Origin of the sequence: Bacillus sp. FSL R7-0646, from assembly GCF_037969865.1 — a bacterium.
Lineage (GTDB): Bacteria > Bacillota > Bacilli > Bacillales > Bacillaceae > Bacillus > Bacillus licheniformis.
The window spans coordinates 2,551,977-2,568,449 of sequence record NZ_CP150217.1 but is presented as its reverse complement, the minus strand read 5'-3'; the positions used below and the strand labels follow the sequence as shown (position 1 = coordinate 2,568,449).

The following is a 16,473-nucleotide window of genomic DNA, read 5'->3' as shown; positions in this document are numbered from 1 at the left end:
CTTCAGGTTTTTGCTTTTACTTTAGGCAAGATTTTATGCAGCGGTACTTCGTGACTGATCTTCCATGTGGACGGATCTTCATGATCGAATTGCTCTAAAAAGCGGATGACTTCCTTTGTAATCGGGGTCGGTGTCGATGCGCCGGCCGTTACAGCGACGGTTTCTACGCCGTCAAGCCATTCCAGCTTTAATTCGCTTAAATCACCGATCCGGTATGCTTTCGTGCCCGCGATTTCTTCGGAGACCTGGGCGAGGCGGTTTGAGTTATTGCTTTTCGGATCGCCGACAACGATCGTCAAATCGGCTTTTTTCGCTTGTTCGGACACCGCTTCCTGACGCACTTGGGTGGCCAGGCAAATCTCCTGGTGGAATTCAACATCCGGATATTTTTCTTTTACCTTTTCCATAATATCGTGGACATCCCATTGGGACATCGTCGTTTGGTTCGTGACAATCAGTTTCTCCGCTTCAATGTCCAGCCTTTCCACATCTTCTTCGGTTTCAACAAGATGAACGATATCCGGGGCGACGCCGACCGCTCCTTCAGGCTCCGGGTGTCCTTTTTTTCCGATGTAGATGACGTGATAGCCTTCGGCTTTCATTTTCCGGATTAAATCGTGTGTTTTTGTCACATCAGGGCAGGTGGCGTCAATCGCGACAAGACCTTTATCCTCAGCTATTTTGCGGACTTCGGGCGAAACGCCGTGAGCGGTGAAGATCACCGTTCCTTTGTCGACCTGATTCAAAATCTCGAGCCTGTTCGGGCCGTCAAGCGTATAAATGCCCTCTTTTTCAAATGCGTCTGTGACATGTTTATTGTGAACGATCATTCCTAAAATATAAATAGGTCTCGGCAGACTTTTATCGAGAGCCGCGTTTTTTGCGATGACCATGGCGTCGACGACACCGTAGCAATAGCCGCGCGGCGATATTTTAATTACGTTCATTCTTAGTCCTCCTATAAAGAAGTAAGAGCCGGGCATGATAAAAAGCCGTAAAAAACGGCTTATTTTTGCAGTCTCTATAGACCTCATTATATCTGATCCCGCAGGAGATATCAAAGAATGTTATATATACAGTTTAGGTTTAGATCCTCCGGTTTTTCTTTTTGCAGACGGAGGGGCTGAACGGCTCTGTTTTTTTCTGATTTCTTCGGGTTTGGATTTTTCGGGTTTTTTGGATGACACTTTAATTTCTTCTTTCTTTTCGCCGCTCGTTTCGGTCTTGTGTTCCGGTTCGTCTTTTTGTTGTTCGCCGTCTTCTGCTTCCGTATCATCGGAATTCAGCTGTCTGAACATTTTCACCATTCCGGGGAGATTGCGGACGAGCGGTCCGTATTGCTGAATCATCGGTGTTACTTGCTGGGCTACGCCGAGCGCTTTTTGAACATTGCCGAGCATATTTGAAATGGTAGACGGATTGGCCAGACCCTGAATGCCTCCAAGGCCGCTTCCGGTTCCGCCGAGACCCGCTCCTGTTCCCCCGGATGCGGCAGATCCGGGAAGAAATTTCGAGAGCAACCCCTGAATCCCTCCTCCTCGCGCGCCTGCTTGCTGCTGGGCGGCGCCCATTGGCTGAAACATCTGCTGCAGGCCACGCTGCTGCGCTTGAGGGGGCTGCATTCCCATCCCCGGATGTCTCGGCATCAAGGCTCTGCCGGGCCTTTGCGGCGCCTGCGGTCTTGGCTGATTTCTCATCGGCTGTTGCTGAAACATACTTGTACCTCCTTTCAAAATCCTTCTCTTGATAGGGTATGCACCAACGGTGGCAAAGTGCCTTTGTCCGCCGGCCCGATTAGGGCGGGGGTGATGGTTTTTTTCTGCAGGATCAGTTATAATTTAATGATGGACATGATATCAGCCTTTTTTTTAGCAGTGCGGCATAAAAAAGGATACATAAGCGCACAATTCAGCCATATAGGATAAAGCTTGGAGCGCCGGAATAACGGCTTTCCAAGAAGGAGTTGGGAAAATGAAACAAACGAAATTTGAAATGTACGATTTAAAGCCGTTTATTATAGAGGCTGTTCACCACTTGGGATTTTATGAGCCGACTGATATTCAAAAGCGGTTAATCCCTGCGGCGCTGAAAGGAGAGAGCGCGATCGGGCAGTCGCAGACAGGTACGGGAAAAACGCACGCCTATCTGCTCCCGCTTTTAAGCAGGATCGATCCTGAAAAAGAGTTCGTTCAAGTCGTGATTACGGCTCCGACAAGGGAGCTGGCCAACCAGATTCATCAGGAAGTTCTGAAAATCACCAAGTTTTTAGGGCCTGATGAAGCGATTCGTTCGAAATGTTTCATCGGCGGTACCGATAAACAAAAATCGATTGACAAATTAAAAACGCAGCCCCATCTGGTGGTAGGTACGCCGGGGCGAATTGCAGACCTGATCAGGGAGCAGGCGCTCGATGTTCATAAAGCCGGTTCGCTCGTTATTGACGAGGCGGACTTAATGCTTGATATGGGATTTTTGGAAGATGTCGATTTTATCGGGTCGCATATGCCGGAAGGCTTGCAGATGCTTGTATTTTCCGCAACGATTCCCGAAAAATTAAAGCCTTTCCTGAAAAAATACATGGCCAATCCGAGGTATGCACATGTTGAGCCGAAGCACATCACGGCTGAAAAAATCGAACACGTGCTGATACCTTCCAGGCACAGGGATAAAAATGAGCTGCTGCTCGAGGTCATGACCCATTTAAATCCGTATTTGGCGATTGTTTTCGCCAATACAAAAACAACGGCCGACGAGATCGCCGCTTATCTGACGGACAAAGGGATGAAAGTCGGACTTCTGCACGGGGGGCTTACGCCGCGGGAACGAAAAAAAGTGATGAAGCAAATCGGCGATCTGGAATTCACCTATATCATAGCCACTGATTTGGCTGCAAGGGGAATCGATATTAAAGGCGTCAGCCATGTCATTAACTATGAACTGCCTGATGATCTTGACTTTTACGTTCACCGCGTCGGCCGTACAGCGCGCGCCGGAACATCCGGAACAGCGATGACGTTTTATGATACATCTGATGAAGATGCACTTGTGAAGCTTGAACAGATGGGGATCGTGTTTGAAAACATGAGGATTGAAAAAGGCGAGTGGAAAAAGATCGATGACCGCAAGCGCCGTCAGAACCGAAAAAGAACGCCTGATGAAACGGATGAGGTCGCCAAGCGGCTTGTGAAAAAACCGAGAAAAGTCAAGCCTGGATATAAGAAGAAAATGCAGACGGAAATCCAAAAAATAAAAAGACAGCAAAAAAGAAAGCAATTTAGAAAAGGAAAGTAGGGGAAACAGTTTTGTTGAAAATCGGTTCACATGTCTCAATGAGCGGAAAACATATGCTGCTTGCGGCCAGTCAGGAGGCAAGCTCCTACGGCGCCAATACATTTATGATCTATACGGGAGCGCCGCAGAACACGCGCAGGAAAAAAATCGAGGATTTGAATATTGAAGCGGGAAGGGCTCACATGGAAGAGAACGGCATCTCTGATATCGTCGTTCATGCCCCGTATATTATCAATATTGCCAATACAACGAATCCGGCCACATTTGAGCTCGGTGTCGAGTTCTTGCGTTCTGAAATTGAAAGGACGTCGGCAATCGGCGCCAGACAAATCGTTCTTCACCCGGGAGCTCATGTAGGCGCAGGCGCAGAAACGGGCATTCAAAAAATCATCGAAGGATTGAACGAGGTCATCGACCCGAATCAGAATGTGCAGATCGCTTTGGAAACGATGGCCGGGAAAGGTTCAGAATGCGGGCGGACGTTTGAGGAGCTTGCACAGATCATCGACGGCGTTACACACAACGAGCATTTATCCGTCTGCTTCGATACATGCCATACCCATGACGCGGGTTACGATGTAGTATCCGACTTTGACGGTGTCTTAAACGAATTCGATAAAATTGTCGGAATCGACCGTTTAAAAGTGCTTCATATTAATGACAGCAAGAATGTCAGAGGTGCGAGAAAGGACCGCCACGAAAACATCGGATTCGGAGAAATCGGTTTTGATGCGCTCCAATACATCGTTCACCACGATCAGCTGAAAGATATTCCGAAAATCCTTGAAACGCCTTATGTAGGAGAAGATAAAAAGAACAAAAAGCCGCCTTACCGGTTTGAAATTGAAATGCTCAAAAATAAACAGTTTGATGAAGAGCTGCTTGAAAAAATCAAGCAGCAATAAAAAAAGGGGGGCACACCAGCTCCCCTTTTATGATACGTATTGAGCAAACAGCTGGTTCAATAGCTGCACCGCTTCTTTTGAAGTGACCGCTTCCACTTGCTTGAGCAGTTTATTGCGTTCTTCTTCATTAAAAATATTGATGTTTTTTCCTTTCACAAGCTTTTCCACTTCAAGCGCCTGTTTTCTTGTTACTTGAATTCCGTATTGTTTAGCGTACTTCAGCACCTCGTCAGCCGTGACCTGATTTAAACGCTGCAGCACGATCTTTTGAAATAAAATCACGTCCATTCCTCCCCTCTGAACTAATGTATGGCGTAAAATTAAAAATGTGTCATTTTTTTATTTCAGTCTGTTAAATGATATGATAGTGATAAGGAACGGTTTGGCCAGTTTGTGAAAAGGAGAGACAGAATGGCAAAGACTCAAAAACAGCATAAAAAAGAATCAGCGGTCAAAAAAGCGTTTAGGATCGTCATGATTCTTATCGGGGCTGCCTGTGCTGCCGCCAGCATCGAATTATTTCTAGTGCCGAATAACATCATCGACGGGGGCATTATCGGCATTTCATTAATATTGGACTACCTCTTTAAAGATAACCCGTATATCAACTTCGCTCTGCTCGTCGTCGTTCTCAACATCCCGTTTATGTTTTCAGGCTACAAACACATCGGAAAAACGTTCTTAATTTCAACACTAATCGGAATCGTCAGCTTGTCAATTATTGAAACACTGTTGCATCATGTAGAAGGGGTTACGACTCAGCCCGTCCTGGCAGCCGTATTCGGCGGTCTTCTGCTCGGATTCGGCGTAGGGCTTGTTATTCGTAACGGCGGTTCTATGGATGGAACTGAGATACTCGGCATTTTGCTTACGAAAAAGCTGCCGTTTTCTGTCGGCGAATTTGTCATGTTCGTCAATGTCTTTATTTTTGCATGGGCGAGCTTTGTGTTTGGCCTTGAGCAGGCTATGTTTTCGGTTATGACATATTATATTGCGATGAAGACGATTGATGCCGTCATTCAAGGGCTTGAAGAGACGAAAGCGGTCATCATCGTTTCAGATCAATACGAGGAGATTTCCGATTCGCTGCTGCATCGCCTCGGCCGGGGAACGACCAAGCTCAAAGGGAAAGGCGGCTATTCCGACGAGGACACAGAAGTGATTTATGCCGTTGTGACCAGGCTTGAAGTGACGAAGCTGAAATCGATTGTCTTCGATATTGATCACAATGCTTTTATAACGATTATGGACACGCACGAAACGCGCGGAGGAAAGTTTAAAAACGCCATCCATTAGGCTTTCATTTACTTTTTTAAAGTTTATATGTATAATTTAAAGATGAACTGGTCAATCGTGAAAATGGCTTGCTGCTTTTCGGCTGCCATTTTCTTTTTGTGCGATAAATCGTAATGATTCTGGAGAATTTGAAGGTGAACGAATTGAAACAACCTATTATTGAAATGAAGCATGTATCATATTCCTATGATCATCGCAATGTGATAGAAGATATAAATTTGCAAATTGAAGAAGGGACTTTTCTCGGCCTGGTTGGTCCAAACGGATCGGGAAAGACAACATTGCTGAAATGCATTTTGGGGCTGATTAAGCCGCAGACAGGCGAACTTAAACTGTTTGGCGTTCCTCTCAGAAAATTTAAGGACTGGAGCAAAATCGGCTTCGTATCCCAAAAAGCAAACAGCTTTAACACCGGTTTTCCCGCTTCCGTTTATGAAGTGGTGGCAAGCGGTTTAACCGCAAAGCTCGGCTTATTCAGACGCATGTCCAAAGCCGATAAGCAGAAGGTGGATGAAGCGATCGAAGCTGTCGGCATCACGTCCCTGAAAGACAGAAACATCGGCGAGCTTTCGGGAGGACAGCAGCAGAGAACTTTCATCGCGAGAGCGCTGGTGAGCGAACCGAAGCTGCTCATTCTTGACGAGCCGACGGTTGGAGTCGATCAAAAAACAGTTGAAGGGTTTTACAAGCTGCTGGAGAAATTGAATCATGAAAAAGGCATTACGCTCATTCTTGTCACCCATGATGTCGGCACGGTTTCCGATAAAGTCACACACGTTGCCTGCATGAATAAGCATCTTCATTTTCACGGCAATACAGAAGAGTTTGAGTCCATGACAGATCAAGACTTGTCTCAATTTTACGGGCATGATGTTCAAGCCATCAGCCACAATCACCATCATCATGGAGGACACGAATAATGCTGACACCTTTTTTTCATTATGAGTTTTTGCAAAACGCTTTTATTTCAGGAATATTAATCGGCCTCATCGCGCCCTTGCTCGGCGTATTCATCGTTGTCAGGCGGCTGTCGCTGATCGCAGATGCGCTCAGCCACGTCTCTTTAGCCGGCATAGCAGCGAGCCTGTATGCAGGCAAACAGTTTGCAGTGTTCGCAGGAGTCAGCCCGATCTATTTCGGAATGGCGTTTTCCGTTGCCGGCTCTTTAATCATCGAGAGGCTGAGAACGGTTTATAAACATTACCAGGAGCTGGCGATCCCGATTATCATGTCGGGGGGAATCGGCATTTCCGTTATTTTTATTTCGCTTGCCGACGGATTCAATACGGATCTGTTCAGCTATTTATTCGGCAGCGTCAGCGCTGTTTCACGGGAAGACATGCTGGTGATCGTCGGCATTTCCGCAGCCGTTTTGATCGTGGTGTTTTCCCTTTTTAAAGAGCTGTTTCTTCTGTCGTTTGATGAAGAGCATGCAAAAGCTTCAGGGATTTCCGCAAAGTGGATTCATTTTATTTTTATTTTGATCGTTGCGCTTGTTATCGCCGCCTCAATGAGAATCGTCGGTACGCTTCTCGTTTCAGCGCTGATGACGCTCCCTGTCGCTGCGAGCATGCGCATTGCCAAAGGATTTAAGCAGGCGATTTTCTTATCGATCCTGTTCGGTGAACTTTCCGTCATCGTCGGCCTTGTGCTTGCCTATCATCTCGATCTTGCACCGGGGGGAACGATCGTGATGCTGTCGATCTTTATCCTGATACTGTGCATCAGTTATAATAAAGTCAAAAGGAGGATTCGCCGTGAACGTACAGGAAGCGCTTGATTTACTGAAGGAAAAAGGATATAAATATACAAGCAAACGGGAGGATATGCTTCAGCTGTTTAGTGATTCAGATAAATATTTAACGGCGAAAAATGTCCTTTCCGCTTTAAATGATGATTATCCGGGGCTAAGCTTTGATACAATCTACAGGAATTTGTCGCTGTTTGAAGAACTCGGCATTTTGGAAACGACTGAGCTTTCCGGTGAAAAGCTGTTCCGTTTTAAATGTTCTTCTGCTCACCACCACCACCATTTTATTTGCATGGTGTGCGGCAAAACGAAAGAAATTGAGCTATGTCCGATGGAAAAGCTGACAGACGATCTTGACGGCTATCAGATCAGCGGCCATAAGTTTGAAATTTACGGAACCTGCCCGCGCTGTGAAGAAGAAAGCACGGAAGCGCAGTAAAGGGAGCGGCATATGGCGGTTAAAGCCATATGCCTTTTTTTAACGCAAAAAGCATGTAAGATAAAACCTCTTACATGCTTTTTGCGGCTTTAAGCGTTTTCTCGTTCTTTTTCAGCCATTCGGCGGCTTCAAGCCAGCTGTCGACTCTGACGATGTTTGAATCGGTCGGAAGCTGATTGTACGGCGTATTAAACAACAGAACAGGAATGCCTGCTTCTTTTGCGATCATGGTTGCATTCCCGTGGTGGTCTTCAAAGAAAACATCGATCTCATGTCTGAAGACGGCTTCCAATTTATCGTGACCGCCGACAAGTTCTATATGGTCATAATGAATGTCGCGTTTCTCGAACCAGTCATAGGTGATATCCTCCAGGTGATGTCTTCTTGCTGTAATATATATCAGCTTATGCTGCTTTTTCAGCTCATCCAGCGTCTGTTTGGCATATTGAGCCAGCAATGCTTCCTGATAGATGCGGGGCTCGTTTTCGTTCATCCATTTCCAAAAATCTTCTTGAGATATATTCAGCAGCTTTGTCAGGTCATATTCCTTAATATCTTCCAATGTAATGGAGAGGCTGAACGACTCGTTCAAATAGGGAACAAAAGTATCCTGGGCAGTGATCGTTCCATCAATATCGATTCCTAAATGTAACATGTCCACACTCCTTATCATCCATTCCTCCAGTGTATCATAATCTTTTAACATTTACAGTAAAGTTTAGCAAACATGAATCGGGCTAAAATGCTTAAACTATAAATGCTCCTGGATTAAAGAGGGGGGATATCGAATGGAAAGAGATCAAAATGTTCGCGATCGTAACCGAGCAGGTTATGATGCTGACTTAGTCGATGCGACTTTAGATAATGATGAATTTTTAGAAGAAACAGCAGCAGAAGTTGCCCCGACCTATCGTACGGATAACGGGGACAACGGCGAAGCGCGTAACGATGCCGATGCTGCCGGCGGACGTGTAACCGGATATATTGCGCTTGCGCTTTCGATTATTTCCTTGTTTATGCTTCCAGTGCTGTTAGGAATTGCAGGGATCATTGTCGGTTATATAGCCAGAAGACAAGGAGCAGCTGGCTTAGGAGCATGGGCAATGGGTATCGGTGCAGTTTCCTTGGTGCTTGGCATATTCATCACCCCGTTTTTCTAACGGAAAAAGCTTGACGGATATCCGTCAAGCTTTTTTTTATTATGTGTTTAATTTTTCTTTTTCTGCCGCTTGTTTGGCATAATGCTCTTCGGCGAGCTTGTCGATTTCCTTTTTCAATTCCTCGACCATCGTTTCTTCAGGCACTTTCCGGACGATTTCGCCTTTGCGGAACAGAAGTCCTTCGCCGCGTGCGCCGGCGATCCCGATATCGGCTTCGCGCGCTTCTCCGGGACCGTTGACGGCACAGCCGAGAACGGCAACTTTGATCGGCGCCTTGATTTTCGCGATGTAATCTTCGACTTCATTGGCAATGCTGATCAAATCGATTTCGATCCGGCCGCAAGTCGGGCAGGAAATCAATGTTGCCGCATTGGAAGCGAGCCCGAAAGATTTCAGGAGCTCCCTGGCGACTTTTACTTCTTCGACCGGGTCCGCGCTTAAAGAAATCCGCAATGTATTGCCGATTCCTTTTGAAAGGATCGCGCCGAGACCCGCGGCGCTTTTCACTGTACCGGCAAACAGCGTTCCCGATTCGGTGATGCCTAAATGAAGCGGATAATCGAAAGCTTTAGCCGCTTTTTCATATGCCTCAATTGCCAGGTTTACATCAGACGCCTTCATGCTGACGATGATATCGTGGAAATCGAGATCCTCAAGAATTTTAATGTGGTGCAGGGCGCTTTCGACCATGCCGTCTGCTGTCGGATAGCCGTACTTCTCAAGGATTCGTTTTTCCAGAGAGCCTGCATTGACGCCGATCCGGATCGGAATGCCCTTTTCCTTCGCTGCGTTGACGACCGCTTCAACCTTTTCGCGGCGGCCGATGTTACCCGGATTGATGCGGATTTTATCGGCTCCGCCTTCGATCGCTTTTAATGCCAATTTATAGTTGAAATGAATATCCACGACAAGAGGGATGGATATCCGCTTTTTGATCTCTGGAATGGCGTCGGCAGCCCGTTCATCAGGACAGGCGACGCGGACGATTTGACATCCTGCTTCCGCGAGTCTGTTGATTTCGGCGACGGTTGCTTCAACGTCATGTGTTTTCGTTGTTGTCATGCTTTGAATGACGACTTCGTTATTGCCGCCTATTGTTAAAGGTCCCACTTTAACGGGACGCGTTTTTGTACGATGTGTGATTTCACTCACTTAAATTCGCTCCTTAAGTATAATTCGGAGGCGGTTGCTCCTTTTCTTATACCAAATCGTTTACAAGTCTTATTGTAACAGCCCGTTCATGAAACTGACAAGAAATTAACACTTAATCAGGATAAACGGGAAACTTGTAGGTGACACCTGCTTGAATGCGGCCCGCCTCAACATTCGGATTCAGCTCTTCAAAATCTTCGGCTATTTTGTCAGCCGGAACGGCGCTGCTCCCGATGATTGAAAATACCGTTTGTCCGGGCTTTACCGTAACGGACTTATATTGCAGGCTTGCAGCCGGAGCTTCCGCTGCCATGGTTGAAGCCGGTAAGGCGTTTTGAGGGATGGTGCCTGATTTCAAGTCATAATAAACAATGAACAGGGCGAGCAAAATCGAAAACAGCACAATGACACGTTTCATCTGATTTGTCCCCATTTCGTGCATTTTTTATTATGTTACGCTTGTCCCTCTTCCAACATGACAACAAATTTGCTCCTGCCCGCTTTACCTCGCTGCTTTAGAAGCCGGCGTTTCTTTAATGGCGAGAAACAGCATGATAAAGTTCACAAACCAGTTCAGGAGGAACTGACTTGGAACCACCGCCTCCAGCGCGTCCATAATTGCAAAAAACACGGTTGCGAGGGTGATGGAATAAGCAGACATTACCCAAAGCTGCTTATAGGAGAGCATTTTCTTCTGCCCGTTGCGAATGATCAGCCCGATGACGGCGAGAACCGAGACATCAATGAATTTTCCGGCTGCCGTCGCCAGGAACAGCAGAACGCACAAGACGGGAACAATCACCGCTTTATTTTGATCAACTAAAGAAAGAATATCATCCTTAGACATGTCCTCGGGAAGCATTGTGTACGGCATTTCCTGGACTTGGCCGTCAATGGCGATGACGAACTTATCTTTCAGGATGCCGACGGAATTGCGTTTGTCTTCGATCTGTTTTGTTTCATAAGAGCCGCTCGGATCAAAAACGATGACAAATCCGAATGACTGTGATTCAATCGCTTTCTTTGCATCTGTTTGCAGTGTGCCGTCTTTTATGGAGAAAGCGGGGAATTCTTTCACAGCTGACTGAAAGCTGTTCATCGTATTCACCACTCCGCTGCTGATATGGTAAAGGTTCGGGAGAGCGGCGATCACGCTGAGCAAAAATACGTATAAAATCGTTTTTCCTATGCCTTGGAAACGCATTTTCCCAATAGCTTGAGGGGAATATGTACTTTTAAAAAATCGCTGAAATAAATTCATTCGGTTTTCACTTCCTATTTCTATAATGTATCTGCATTATTGTATCGTCACAAAAGGACGAATACAAGAAAACTTATCGATCAACAGGCGCTCTGGAAGTTTCCTTTCAGAAAAATGGGTATAATATGAAGCATCACAATCGATTGGAGGGATTCGGATGGATGTTTTGTATTGGATCATCATTGCGGCAATGTTCGTCATTGCTTTCATCGGCCTTGTCTATCCCATTATTCCGAGCGTCGTTTTCATCGTAGCCGGCTTTGTTCTATACGGATTTTTATTTACATTCGGGCATTACTCCTACCTATTTTGGATCATTGAAGGCATTTTTACAGCCGTATTGTTTGCCGCCGACTATATTACAAATCTCCTCGGCATTAAGCGCTTTGGCGGCAGCAGGGCAGCGATATGGGGCAGCACGATCGGCCTTCTGGCCGGACCGTTTGTGATACCGGTGGCGGGCATTATTTTGGGTCCGTTTATCGGGGCCTTGGCGGGTGAGGTGATTGTCCATCAGAAGGATTTAAAAACGGCGGCCAGAATCGGAATCGGTTCATTGATCGGGTTTATTTCAGGCGTTTTTGCGAAAAGCGTGATTCAGCTGATAATGATCGGCTACTTTTTATATACCGTGCTCTAAAATTTTCCCCTGCATGTTTAAAAAGAAGGGGAAAAGGATAAAGTTTAGTGAGCGCTTGAAATGCATTTGTGATCATTTTGTGAGCATTTCCATTGAAACAAGCCTTTTCTTTTGATAAATTGAAAGAGGAAAGGCTTGCTAAAGGCGGCATTTCAATACATACAATATTAAGGAGGAATTGATAATGGCTTACAAACTTCCAGAATTACCTTATGCTTACGATGCGTTAGAACCTCACATCGACAAAGAGACGATGAATATTCACCATACGAAGCACCATAACACATATGTTACAAAATTGAACGAAGCGGTGGCAGGCAAACAGGATCTTGAAAGCAAATCTGTTGAAGAGCTTGTTGCAAACCTTAATGCAGTACCGGAAAACATCCGTACAGCTGTCCGCAACAATGGCGGAGGGCATGCCAACCACTCATTGTTCTGGAAACTTCTTTCTCCAAACGGAGGAGGCGCTCCAACTGGTGAATTGGCAGAAGCCATCAACAGCAAATTCGGCAGCTTCGATCAATTCAAAGAAGACTTTGCGGCTGCAGCAGCAGGCCGTTTCGGCTCCGGCTGGGCATGGCTTGTTGTCAATAACGGAGAGCTTGAAATCACAAGCACGCCAAACCAAGATTCTCCTCTTTCAGAAGGCAAGACTCCTATCTTAGGTCTTGATGTATGGGAGCACGCATACTACCTGAATTATCAAAACCGCCGTCCAGATTACATTAAAGCATTCTGGAACGTCGTTAACTGGGATGAAGTTGCACGCCTTTACAGCGAAGCAAAATAATCCAGCTTGAGAAAAGAGGCCCGCGAGAAGCGGGCCTTTTTATGTTGTCCGCGAAGCGGAGCGTCTGCTGAAAGACCGGCGAAAAGCCGGTCTGTTTGTTTTTCGTTTCTTTTGCTCTGAAGTACATAACTGACTTTTGATGAGACAGACTAATGGTGATCAGTAAAGGGGAGTCAGTTATGAGCAGAATCAAAAACATAATAGGCGATGTGGAATTAAACAGGGACCTCCTGCTGCTGCTTGCAGTCGGCGGCCTTTATTCTCTTAGCATTGCCCTTTCCAATACGTTTGTGAATGTATATCTGTGGAAGCAGTCCGGACAGTTTGTCGATTTGGCCATTTATAATTTGTCGATCGTCGTGATGCAGCCGATTATCTTTATGTTCGCCGGCCGCCTTGCCAAAAAAATCGACAGGGTTTTTATACTCAGGTTTGGCGTTTCGTTTTTAGCTGTATTTTATTTAACTGTGCTGTTGGCGGGGGAAAATGCGGGATCACGGCTGGTGCTGCTCGGAAGTGTGCTCGGAATTGGCTACGGATTTTATTGGCTTGCGTTTAATGTCCTGACATTTGAAATCACTGAGCCGGACACGAGAGATTTTTTTAACGGGTTCCTCGGCATTTTAAATTCCGGCGCGGGAATGATCGGTCCGATTGTTGCCGGCTATGTCATTTCGAGGCTTGCCGACAACACGGGATACACGGTGATTTTCAGCCTGTCCTTGGCTTTATTTTCAGTGGCCGTCATTACGAGCTTTTTTTTAAAAAGGCGTGAATCGCGCGGCCGCTACATTTTGAAAAAAATCTGGACGGAACGAAATTCAGACCCGAATTGGCGCAGCATTACAAATGCTCATTTTTTTCAGGGGCTGAGAGAAGGGATTTTCGTTTTTTTAATCAATGTCTTTGTCTTTATCACGACAAAGAGCGAGTTGGCATTGGGGAAGTTCGGCTTGATTAATTCAGCTGTTTCTTTTTTTGCATACTATTTCGCAACGCGGCTTATTAAAAAGGGAGCGCGCAAAAAGGCGATTTTAATGGGCGGTCTCGTCCTGTTCGGCGCTCTCTTTCTGATTTTGTTTCATATGACGTATGTGACGCTTTTGCTGTATGCTGTTGCGATTGCGATCGGCTATCCGATTTTGCTCGTACCGTATTCATCGCTCACATATGATGTGATCGGTAAAGCGAGGTATGCCCGGAAAGCGCGGATCGAATACATTGTCGTCAGAGAAGTTTTTTTAAACATCGGACGGATTGTCTCGATTTTGGTTTTTTTGCTGCTCGTGTCGCTTCTGAAGGAGGACTTGGGCATTCCGGTTTCTCTCGTTTTGCTGGGGGCAGGCCACACGCTGATCTACTATTTCGTCAAAGATATCCGTCTGACAGAGCCCGCCCGCGAAACGGTCGGAAAAGATGCGCATAAACAAACAGCTGAACCGAATTATTTAGAAGGAAAAAGGTAAGCCCCAAGGGAAAATAGTAGAAAAATGCCGAAAAAAACTTTACAATATATTTGGCACCTTTTCATAAGGTGTCTTTTCTTTATTTCAAAAAGGTGATGCTAATGATGAACAAAAAAATGAAAAATGAAAAACGCAAATCGCTCCCCATCAGATTGAACATATTGTTCCTTCTCGCTTTTATTATTTTCACCATCGTCGTCGTGCGCCTCGGCATGGTGCAGATCGTCTTTGGCGAAGACTATACGAACGAAGTGCAGAAGCAGGAAGAAGTCGATGTCTCGACAAGCGTTCCGCGGGGGAAAATATATGACCGGAACTTGAATACGATCGTGAAAAATAAACCGATGAATGCCATTACATACACAAGGACATCTTCGACCTCTCAGGAGGACAGGCTCAAAATAGCAAAAAAACTTGCAGAAATGATCAAAATCGATACAGATAAAATAACGGAGCGCGATAAAAAGGACTACTGGATTTTAACGCGCCCGAAAGAAGCCGAGAAGCTCATCACCGATGAGGACCGGAAAAAAGTCAAGGACGGCAAGCTGAAGGAAGACGATTTATACCAGCTGCAGCTTGACAGGATCACGGAAGATAAACTGAATGAATTGACAGATCAAGATTTGAAAGTCTTGGCAATCAAGCGTCAGATGGATTCTGGATACGCGCTGACTCCGCAGTATATTAAAAACAAAGGTGTAACTGCAAAAGAAATGGCGGTTGTCAGCGAACACCTGGACGAGCTCCCGGGAGTCGATGTGACGTCTGATTGGAAGCGGGATTATCCTTATAACGGTCTGCTCAGAACGATGATCGGCAGCATATCCGATTCAAATGAAGGGCTTCCGAAAAGCCTGCTTGATCATTATTTGTCGCTCGGCTACAACCGGAATGACCGCGTCGGAAAAAGCTACCTCGAAGCCGAATATGAAAATGTGCTTCAGGGACAGAAAGAGAAAGTGAAAAATATTACCAATAAATCAGGGGATATCGTCGATACGGAAGTCATTTCCGAGGGGAAAAGCGGAAAGGATTTAGTCTTGACGATTGATGTTGATATGCAAAAAGCGATTGAAAAAATTGTCGAGGATGAACTGAAGTCTGCCAAAGCCAAGCATAGCGCTCCGCTTCTCGACCGCGCATTCGTCGTTATGATGGATCCGCGAAACGGGGAAGTGTTATCGATTGCCGGCAAACAGCTTAAAAACGAAAGCGGCAAATTAAAGGTTGACGACTATGCGCTCGGCGCGATGACGTCTTCTTATGCGATGGGCTCGGCTGTCAAAGGGGCCACTGTTTTAACAGGTCTGCAGACGGGAGCCATTAATTTAAATACGACTTTTCTTGATGAACCGCTCTATATCGGAAAAGGAAAACCGAAAAAATCTTGGGCGAGCAACTTGGGAACACTGGGTATCCAGGGAGCTCTTGAAAAGTCTTCAAACGTGTTCATGTTTAAAACGGCGATCGCCCTTGGTAAAGGCCAATATAAGGCGCATCAGCCGCTCGACCTTCAAACAAAAGCATTTGATACATTCAGGTATTATTTCAGCCAGTTCGGCCTCGGCGTCAAAACCGGAATCGATCTGCCAAATGAAGCTTCAGGCTACAAAGGATCTCAAAGACTGCCCGGTTTCCTGCTTGACTTTTCCATCGGACAGTATGACACATACACACCGCTGCAGCTGGCTCAGTACGTATCAACGATTGCCAATGGGGGATACCGCATGAAGCCGCAGCTTGTGAAAGAGATCAGAGAGCCCGATTCGAAAAAAGGAATCGGAGCCGTTACACAGTCTGTGCAGCCTGAAGTATTGAACAAAGTGGACATGAGCGATGAATATATAAAAGAAGTCCAGAAAGGATTCAGGCGCGTAATGACAAAAGGTACGGCAGCGGGACAGTTTGCCTCTGCTTCATATAAACCAGCTGGAAAAACAGGAACGGCCCAGTCTTTCTATGACGGACCGGACAAATCGAAAACGGGAACATCGACATACAATACAACGCTTGTTGCCTACGCACCTTACGATAATCCGGAAGTCGCTATTTCCGTCGTCGTTCCTTGGGTTTATAATGACTATGGCCAGAGATATTCGATCACAAACGAAATCGGCCGAAAAGTGCTTGATAAGTATTTTGAACTGAAATCAAAACAATCAAAAGAAAATACTGTCGAAAAAAATAAAGACAAAATCGAAAAAGAAGCTACAGAATAGGACTTTTTCATTAAAACACCTGCATTGAACCATGCAGGTGTTTTTTTTGTGCGCCCGTTCTTTTCGTGCGCATTCTATACAAAGTTCAAGCTTAATTT

Annotated in this window: 18 protein-coding genes; 11 read left to right on the top strand and 7 right to left on the bottom strand. The window is 45.8% G+C overall.

Translation table 11 applies throughout. The annotated features are described in order from the left end of the window. Positions 1 to 2: 2 nt before the first annotated feature. Positions 3 to 947 carry a 4-hydroxy-3-methylbut-2-enyl diphosphate reductase gene (locus tag MKY62_RS13340; protein ID WP_003183572.1) on the bottom strand — a complete coding sequence of 315 codons (945 nt, stop codon included), beginning with the start codon at positions 945 to 947 and terminating at the stop codon, positions 3 to 5. A gap of 120 nt (positions 948 to 1,067) precedes the next feature. Continuing rightward, positions 1,068 to 1,715, bottom strand: a complete 648-nt coding sequence (gene vrrA, locus MKY62_RS13335; protein ID WP_003183571.1) for a VrrA/YqfQ family protein — start codon at positions 1,713 to 1,715, stop codon at positions 1,068 to 1,070. A gap of 256 nt (positions 1,716 to 1,971) precedes the next feature. Here vrrA and MKY62_RS13330 point away from each other — a divergent pair, with 256 nt between their 5' ends. Continuing rightward, the gene (locus MKY62_RS13330) at positions 1,972 to 3,291 is read left to right on the top strand and encodes a DEAD/DEAH box helicase (RefSeq protein WP_003183569.1); all 1,320 of its coding nucleotides are present in this window, start codon (positions 1,972 to 1,974) and stop codon (positions 3,289 to 3,291) included. An 11-nt stretch (positions 3,292 to 3,302) separates the two neighbouring features. Beyond that, complete coding sequence (locus MKY62_RS13325; protein ID WP_003183567.1) at positions 3,303 to 4,196, top strand: deoxyribonuclease IV; 894 nt, start codon at positions 3,303 to 3,305, stop codon at positions 4,194 to 4,196. 27 nt (positions 4,197 to 4,223) lie between these two features. Here the strand turns inward: MKY62_RS13325 and MKY62_RS13320 are convergent, their stop codons facing one another. Then, on the bottom strand, positions 4,224 to 4,478 hold the full coding sequence (locus MKY62_RS13320) for a DUF2624 domain-containing protein (protein ID WP_009327878.1): 255 nt from the start codon (positions 4,476 to 4,478) through the stop codon (positions 4,224 to 4,226). A gap of 129 nt (positions 4,479 to 4,607) precedes the next feature. Here MKY62_RS13320 and MKY62_RS13315 point away from each other — a divergent pair, with 129 nt between their 5' ends. The 4 genes from MKY62_RS13315 to MKY62_RS13300 all read left to right on the top strand — a co-directional run bounded on the left by MKY62_RS13315 (position 4,608) and on the right by MKY62_RS13300 (position 7,681). Then, entirely contained in the window at positions 4,608 to 5,492 is an 885-nt protein-coding gene (locus tag MKY62_RS13315) for a YitT family protein (RefSeq protein ID WP_003183563.1), read from the top strand. Positions 5,493 to 5,635: 143 nt separating this feature from the next. Beyond that, entirely contained in the window at positions 5,636 to 6,412 is a 777-nt protein-coding gene (locus tag MKY62_RS13310; protein ID WP_025804964.1) for an ABC transporter ATP-binding protein, read from the top strand. Next, positions 6,412 to 7,272, top strand: a complete 861-nt coding sequence (locus MKY62_RS13305; protein ID WP_003183557.1) for a metal ABC transporter permease — start codon at positions 6,412 to 6,414, stop codon at positions 7,270 to 7,272. Before MKY62_RS13310 ends, MKY62_RS13305 begins: the two co-directional genes overlap by 1 nt. Further along, positions 7,250 to 7,681 carry a Fur family transcriptional regulator gene (locus MKY62_RS13300; RefSeq protein ID WP_003183555.1) on the top strand — a complete coding sequence of 144 codons (432 nt, stop codon included), beginning with the start codon at positions 7,250 to 7,252 and terminating at the stop codon, positions 7,679 to 7,681. Before MKY62_RS13305 ends, MKY62_RS13300 begins: the two co-directional genes overlap by 23 nt. A gap of 70 nt (positions 7,682 to 7,751) precedes the next feature. Here the strand turns inward: MKY62_RS13300 and MKY62_RS13295 are convergent, their stop codons facing one another. Then, a complete protein-coding gene (locus MKY62_RS13295) occupies positions 7,752 to 8,336 on the bottom strand; it encodes a nucleotidase (protein WP_009327882.1) in 585 nt (194 codons plus the stop codon). Between the two features lie 133 nt (positions 8,337 to 8,469). Between MKY62_RS13295 and MKY62_RS13290 the strand changes: the two genes are divergently transcribed. After that, positions 8,470 to 8,841, top strand: coding sequence for a hypothetical protein (locus MKY62_RS13290; RefSeq protein ID WP_003183551.1), 372 nt, complete (start codon positions 8,470 to 8,472; stop codon positions 8,839 to 8,841). Between the two features lie 39 nt (positions 8,842 to 8,880). Here the strand turns inward: MKY62_RS13290 and ispG are convergent, their stop codons facing one another. The 3 genes from ispG to MKY62_RS13275 all read right to left on the bottom strand — a co-directional run bounded on the left by ispG (position 8,881) and on the right by MKY62_RS13275 (position 11,254). After that, a complete protein-coding gene (gene ispG / locus MKY62_RS13285) occupies positions 8,881 to 9,993 on the bottom strand; it encodes a flavodoxin-dependent (E)-4-hydroxy-3-methylbut-2-enyl-diphosphate synthase (RefSeq protein WP_003183549.1) in 1,113 nt (370 codons plus the stop codon). Positions 9,994 to 10,105: 112 nt separating this feature from the next. Continuing rightward, entirely contained in the window at positions 10,106 to 10,411 is a 306-nt protein-coding gene (locus tag MKY62_RS13280; protein ID WP_025804958.1) for a LysM domain-containing protein, read from the bottom strand. An 84-nt stretch (positions 10,412 to 10,495) separates the two neighbouring features. Continuing rightward, on the bottom strand, positions 10,496 to 11,254 hold the full coding sequence (locus MKY62_RS13275) for a DUF1189 domain-containing protein (RefSeq protein WP_003183545.1): 759 nt from the start codon (positions 11,252 to 11,254) through the stop codon (positions 10,496 to 10,498). 157 nt (positions 11,255 to 11,411) lie between these two features. On the opposite strand from MKY62_RS13275, the gene MKY62_RS13270 reads away from it, so the two are divergent. The 4 genes from MKY62_RS13270 (at position 11,412) to MKY62_RS13255 (ending at position 16,375) form a co-directional block, all read left to right on the top strand. Continuing rightward, positions 11,412 to 11,894 carry a DUF456 domain-containing protein gene (locus MKY62_RS13270; RefSeq protein ID WP_009327884.1) on the top strand — a complete coding sequence of 161 codons (483 nt, stop codon included), beginning with the start codon at positions 11,412 to 11,414 and terminating at the stop codon, positions 11,892 to 11,894. A 184-nt stretch (positions 11,895 to 12,078) separates the two neighbouring features. Beyond that, positions 12,079 to 12,687: a superoxide dismutase SodA gene (gene sodA / locus MKY62_RS13265; RefSeq protein ID WP_016886720.1), complete on the top strand. Its 609-nt coding sequence runs from the start codon at positions 12,079 to 12,081 to the stop codon at positions 12,685 to 12,687. Positions 12,688 to 12,866: 179 nt separating this feature from the next. Next, complete coding sequence (locus MKY62_RS13260) at positions 12,867 to 14,153, top strand: MFS transporter (RefSeq protein WP_003183539.1); 1,287 nt, start codon at positions 12,867 to 12,869, stop codon at positions 14,151 to 14,153. A 101-nt stretch (positions 14,154 to 14,254) separates the two neighbouring features. Further along, entirely contained in the window at positions 14,255 to 16,375 is a 2,121-nt protein-coding gene (locus MKY62_RS13255) for a penicillin-binding protein 2 (RefSeq protein ID WP_003183537.1), read from the top strand. Positions 16,376 to 16,473 lie beyond the last annotated feature (98 nt).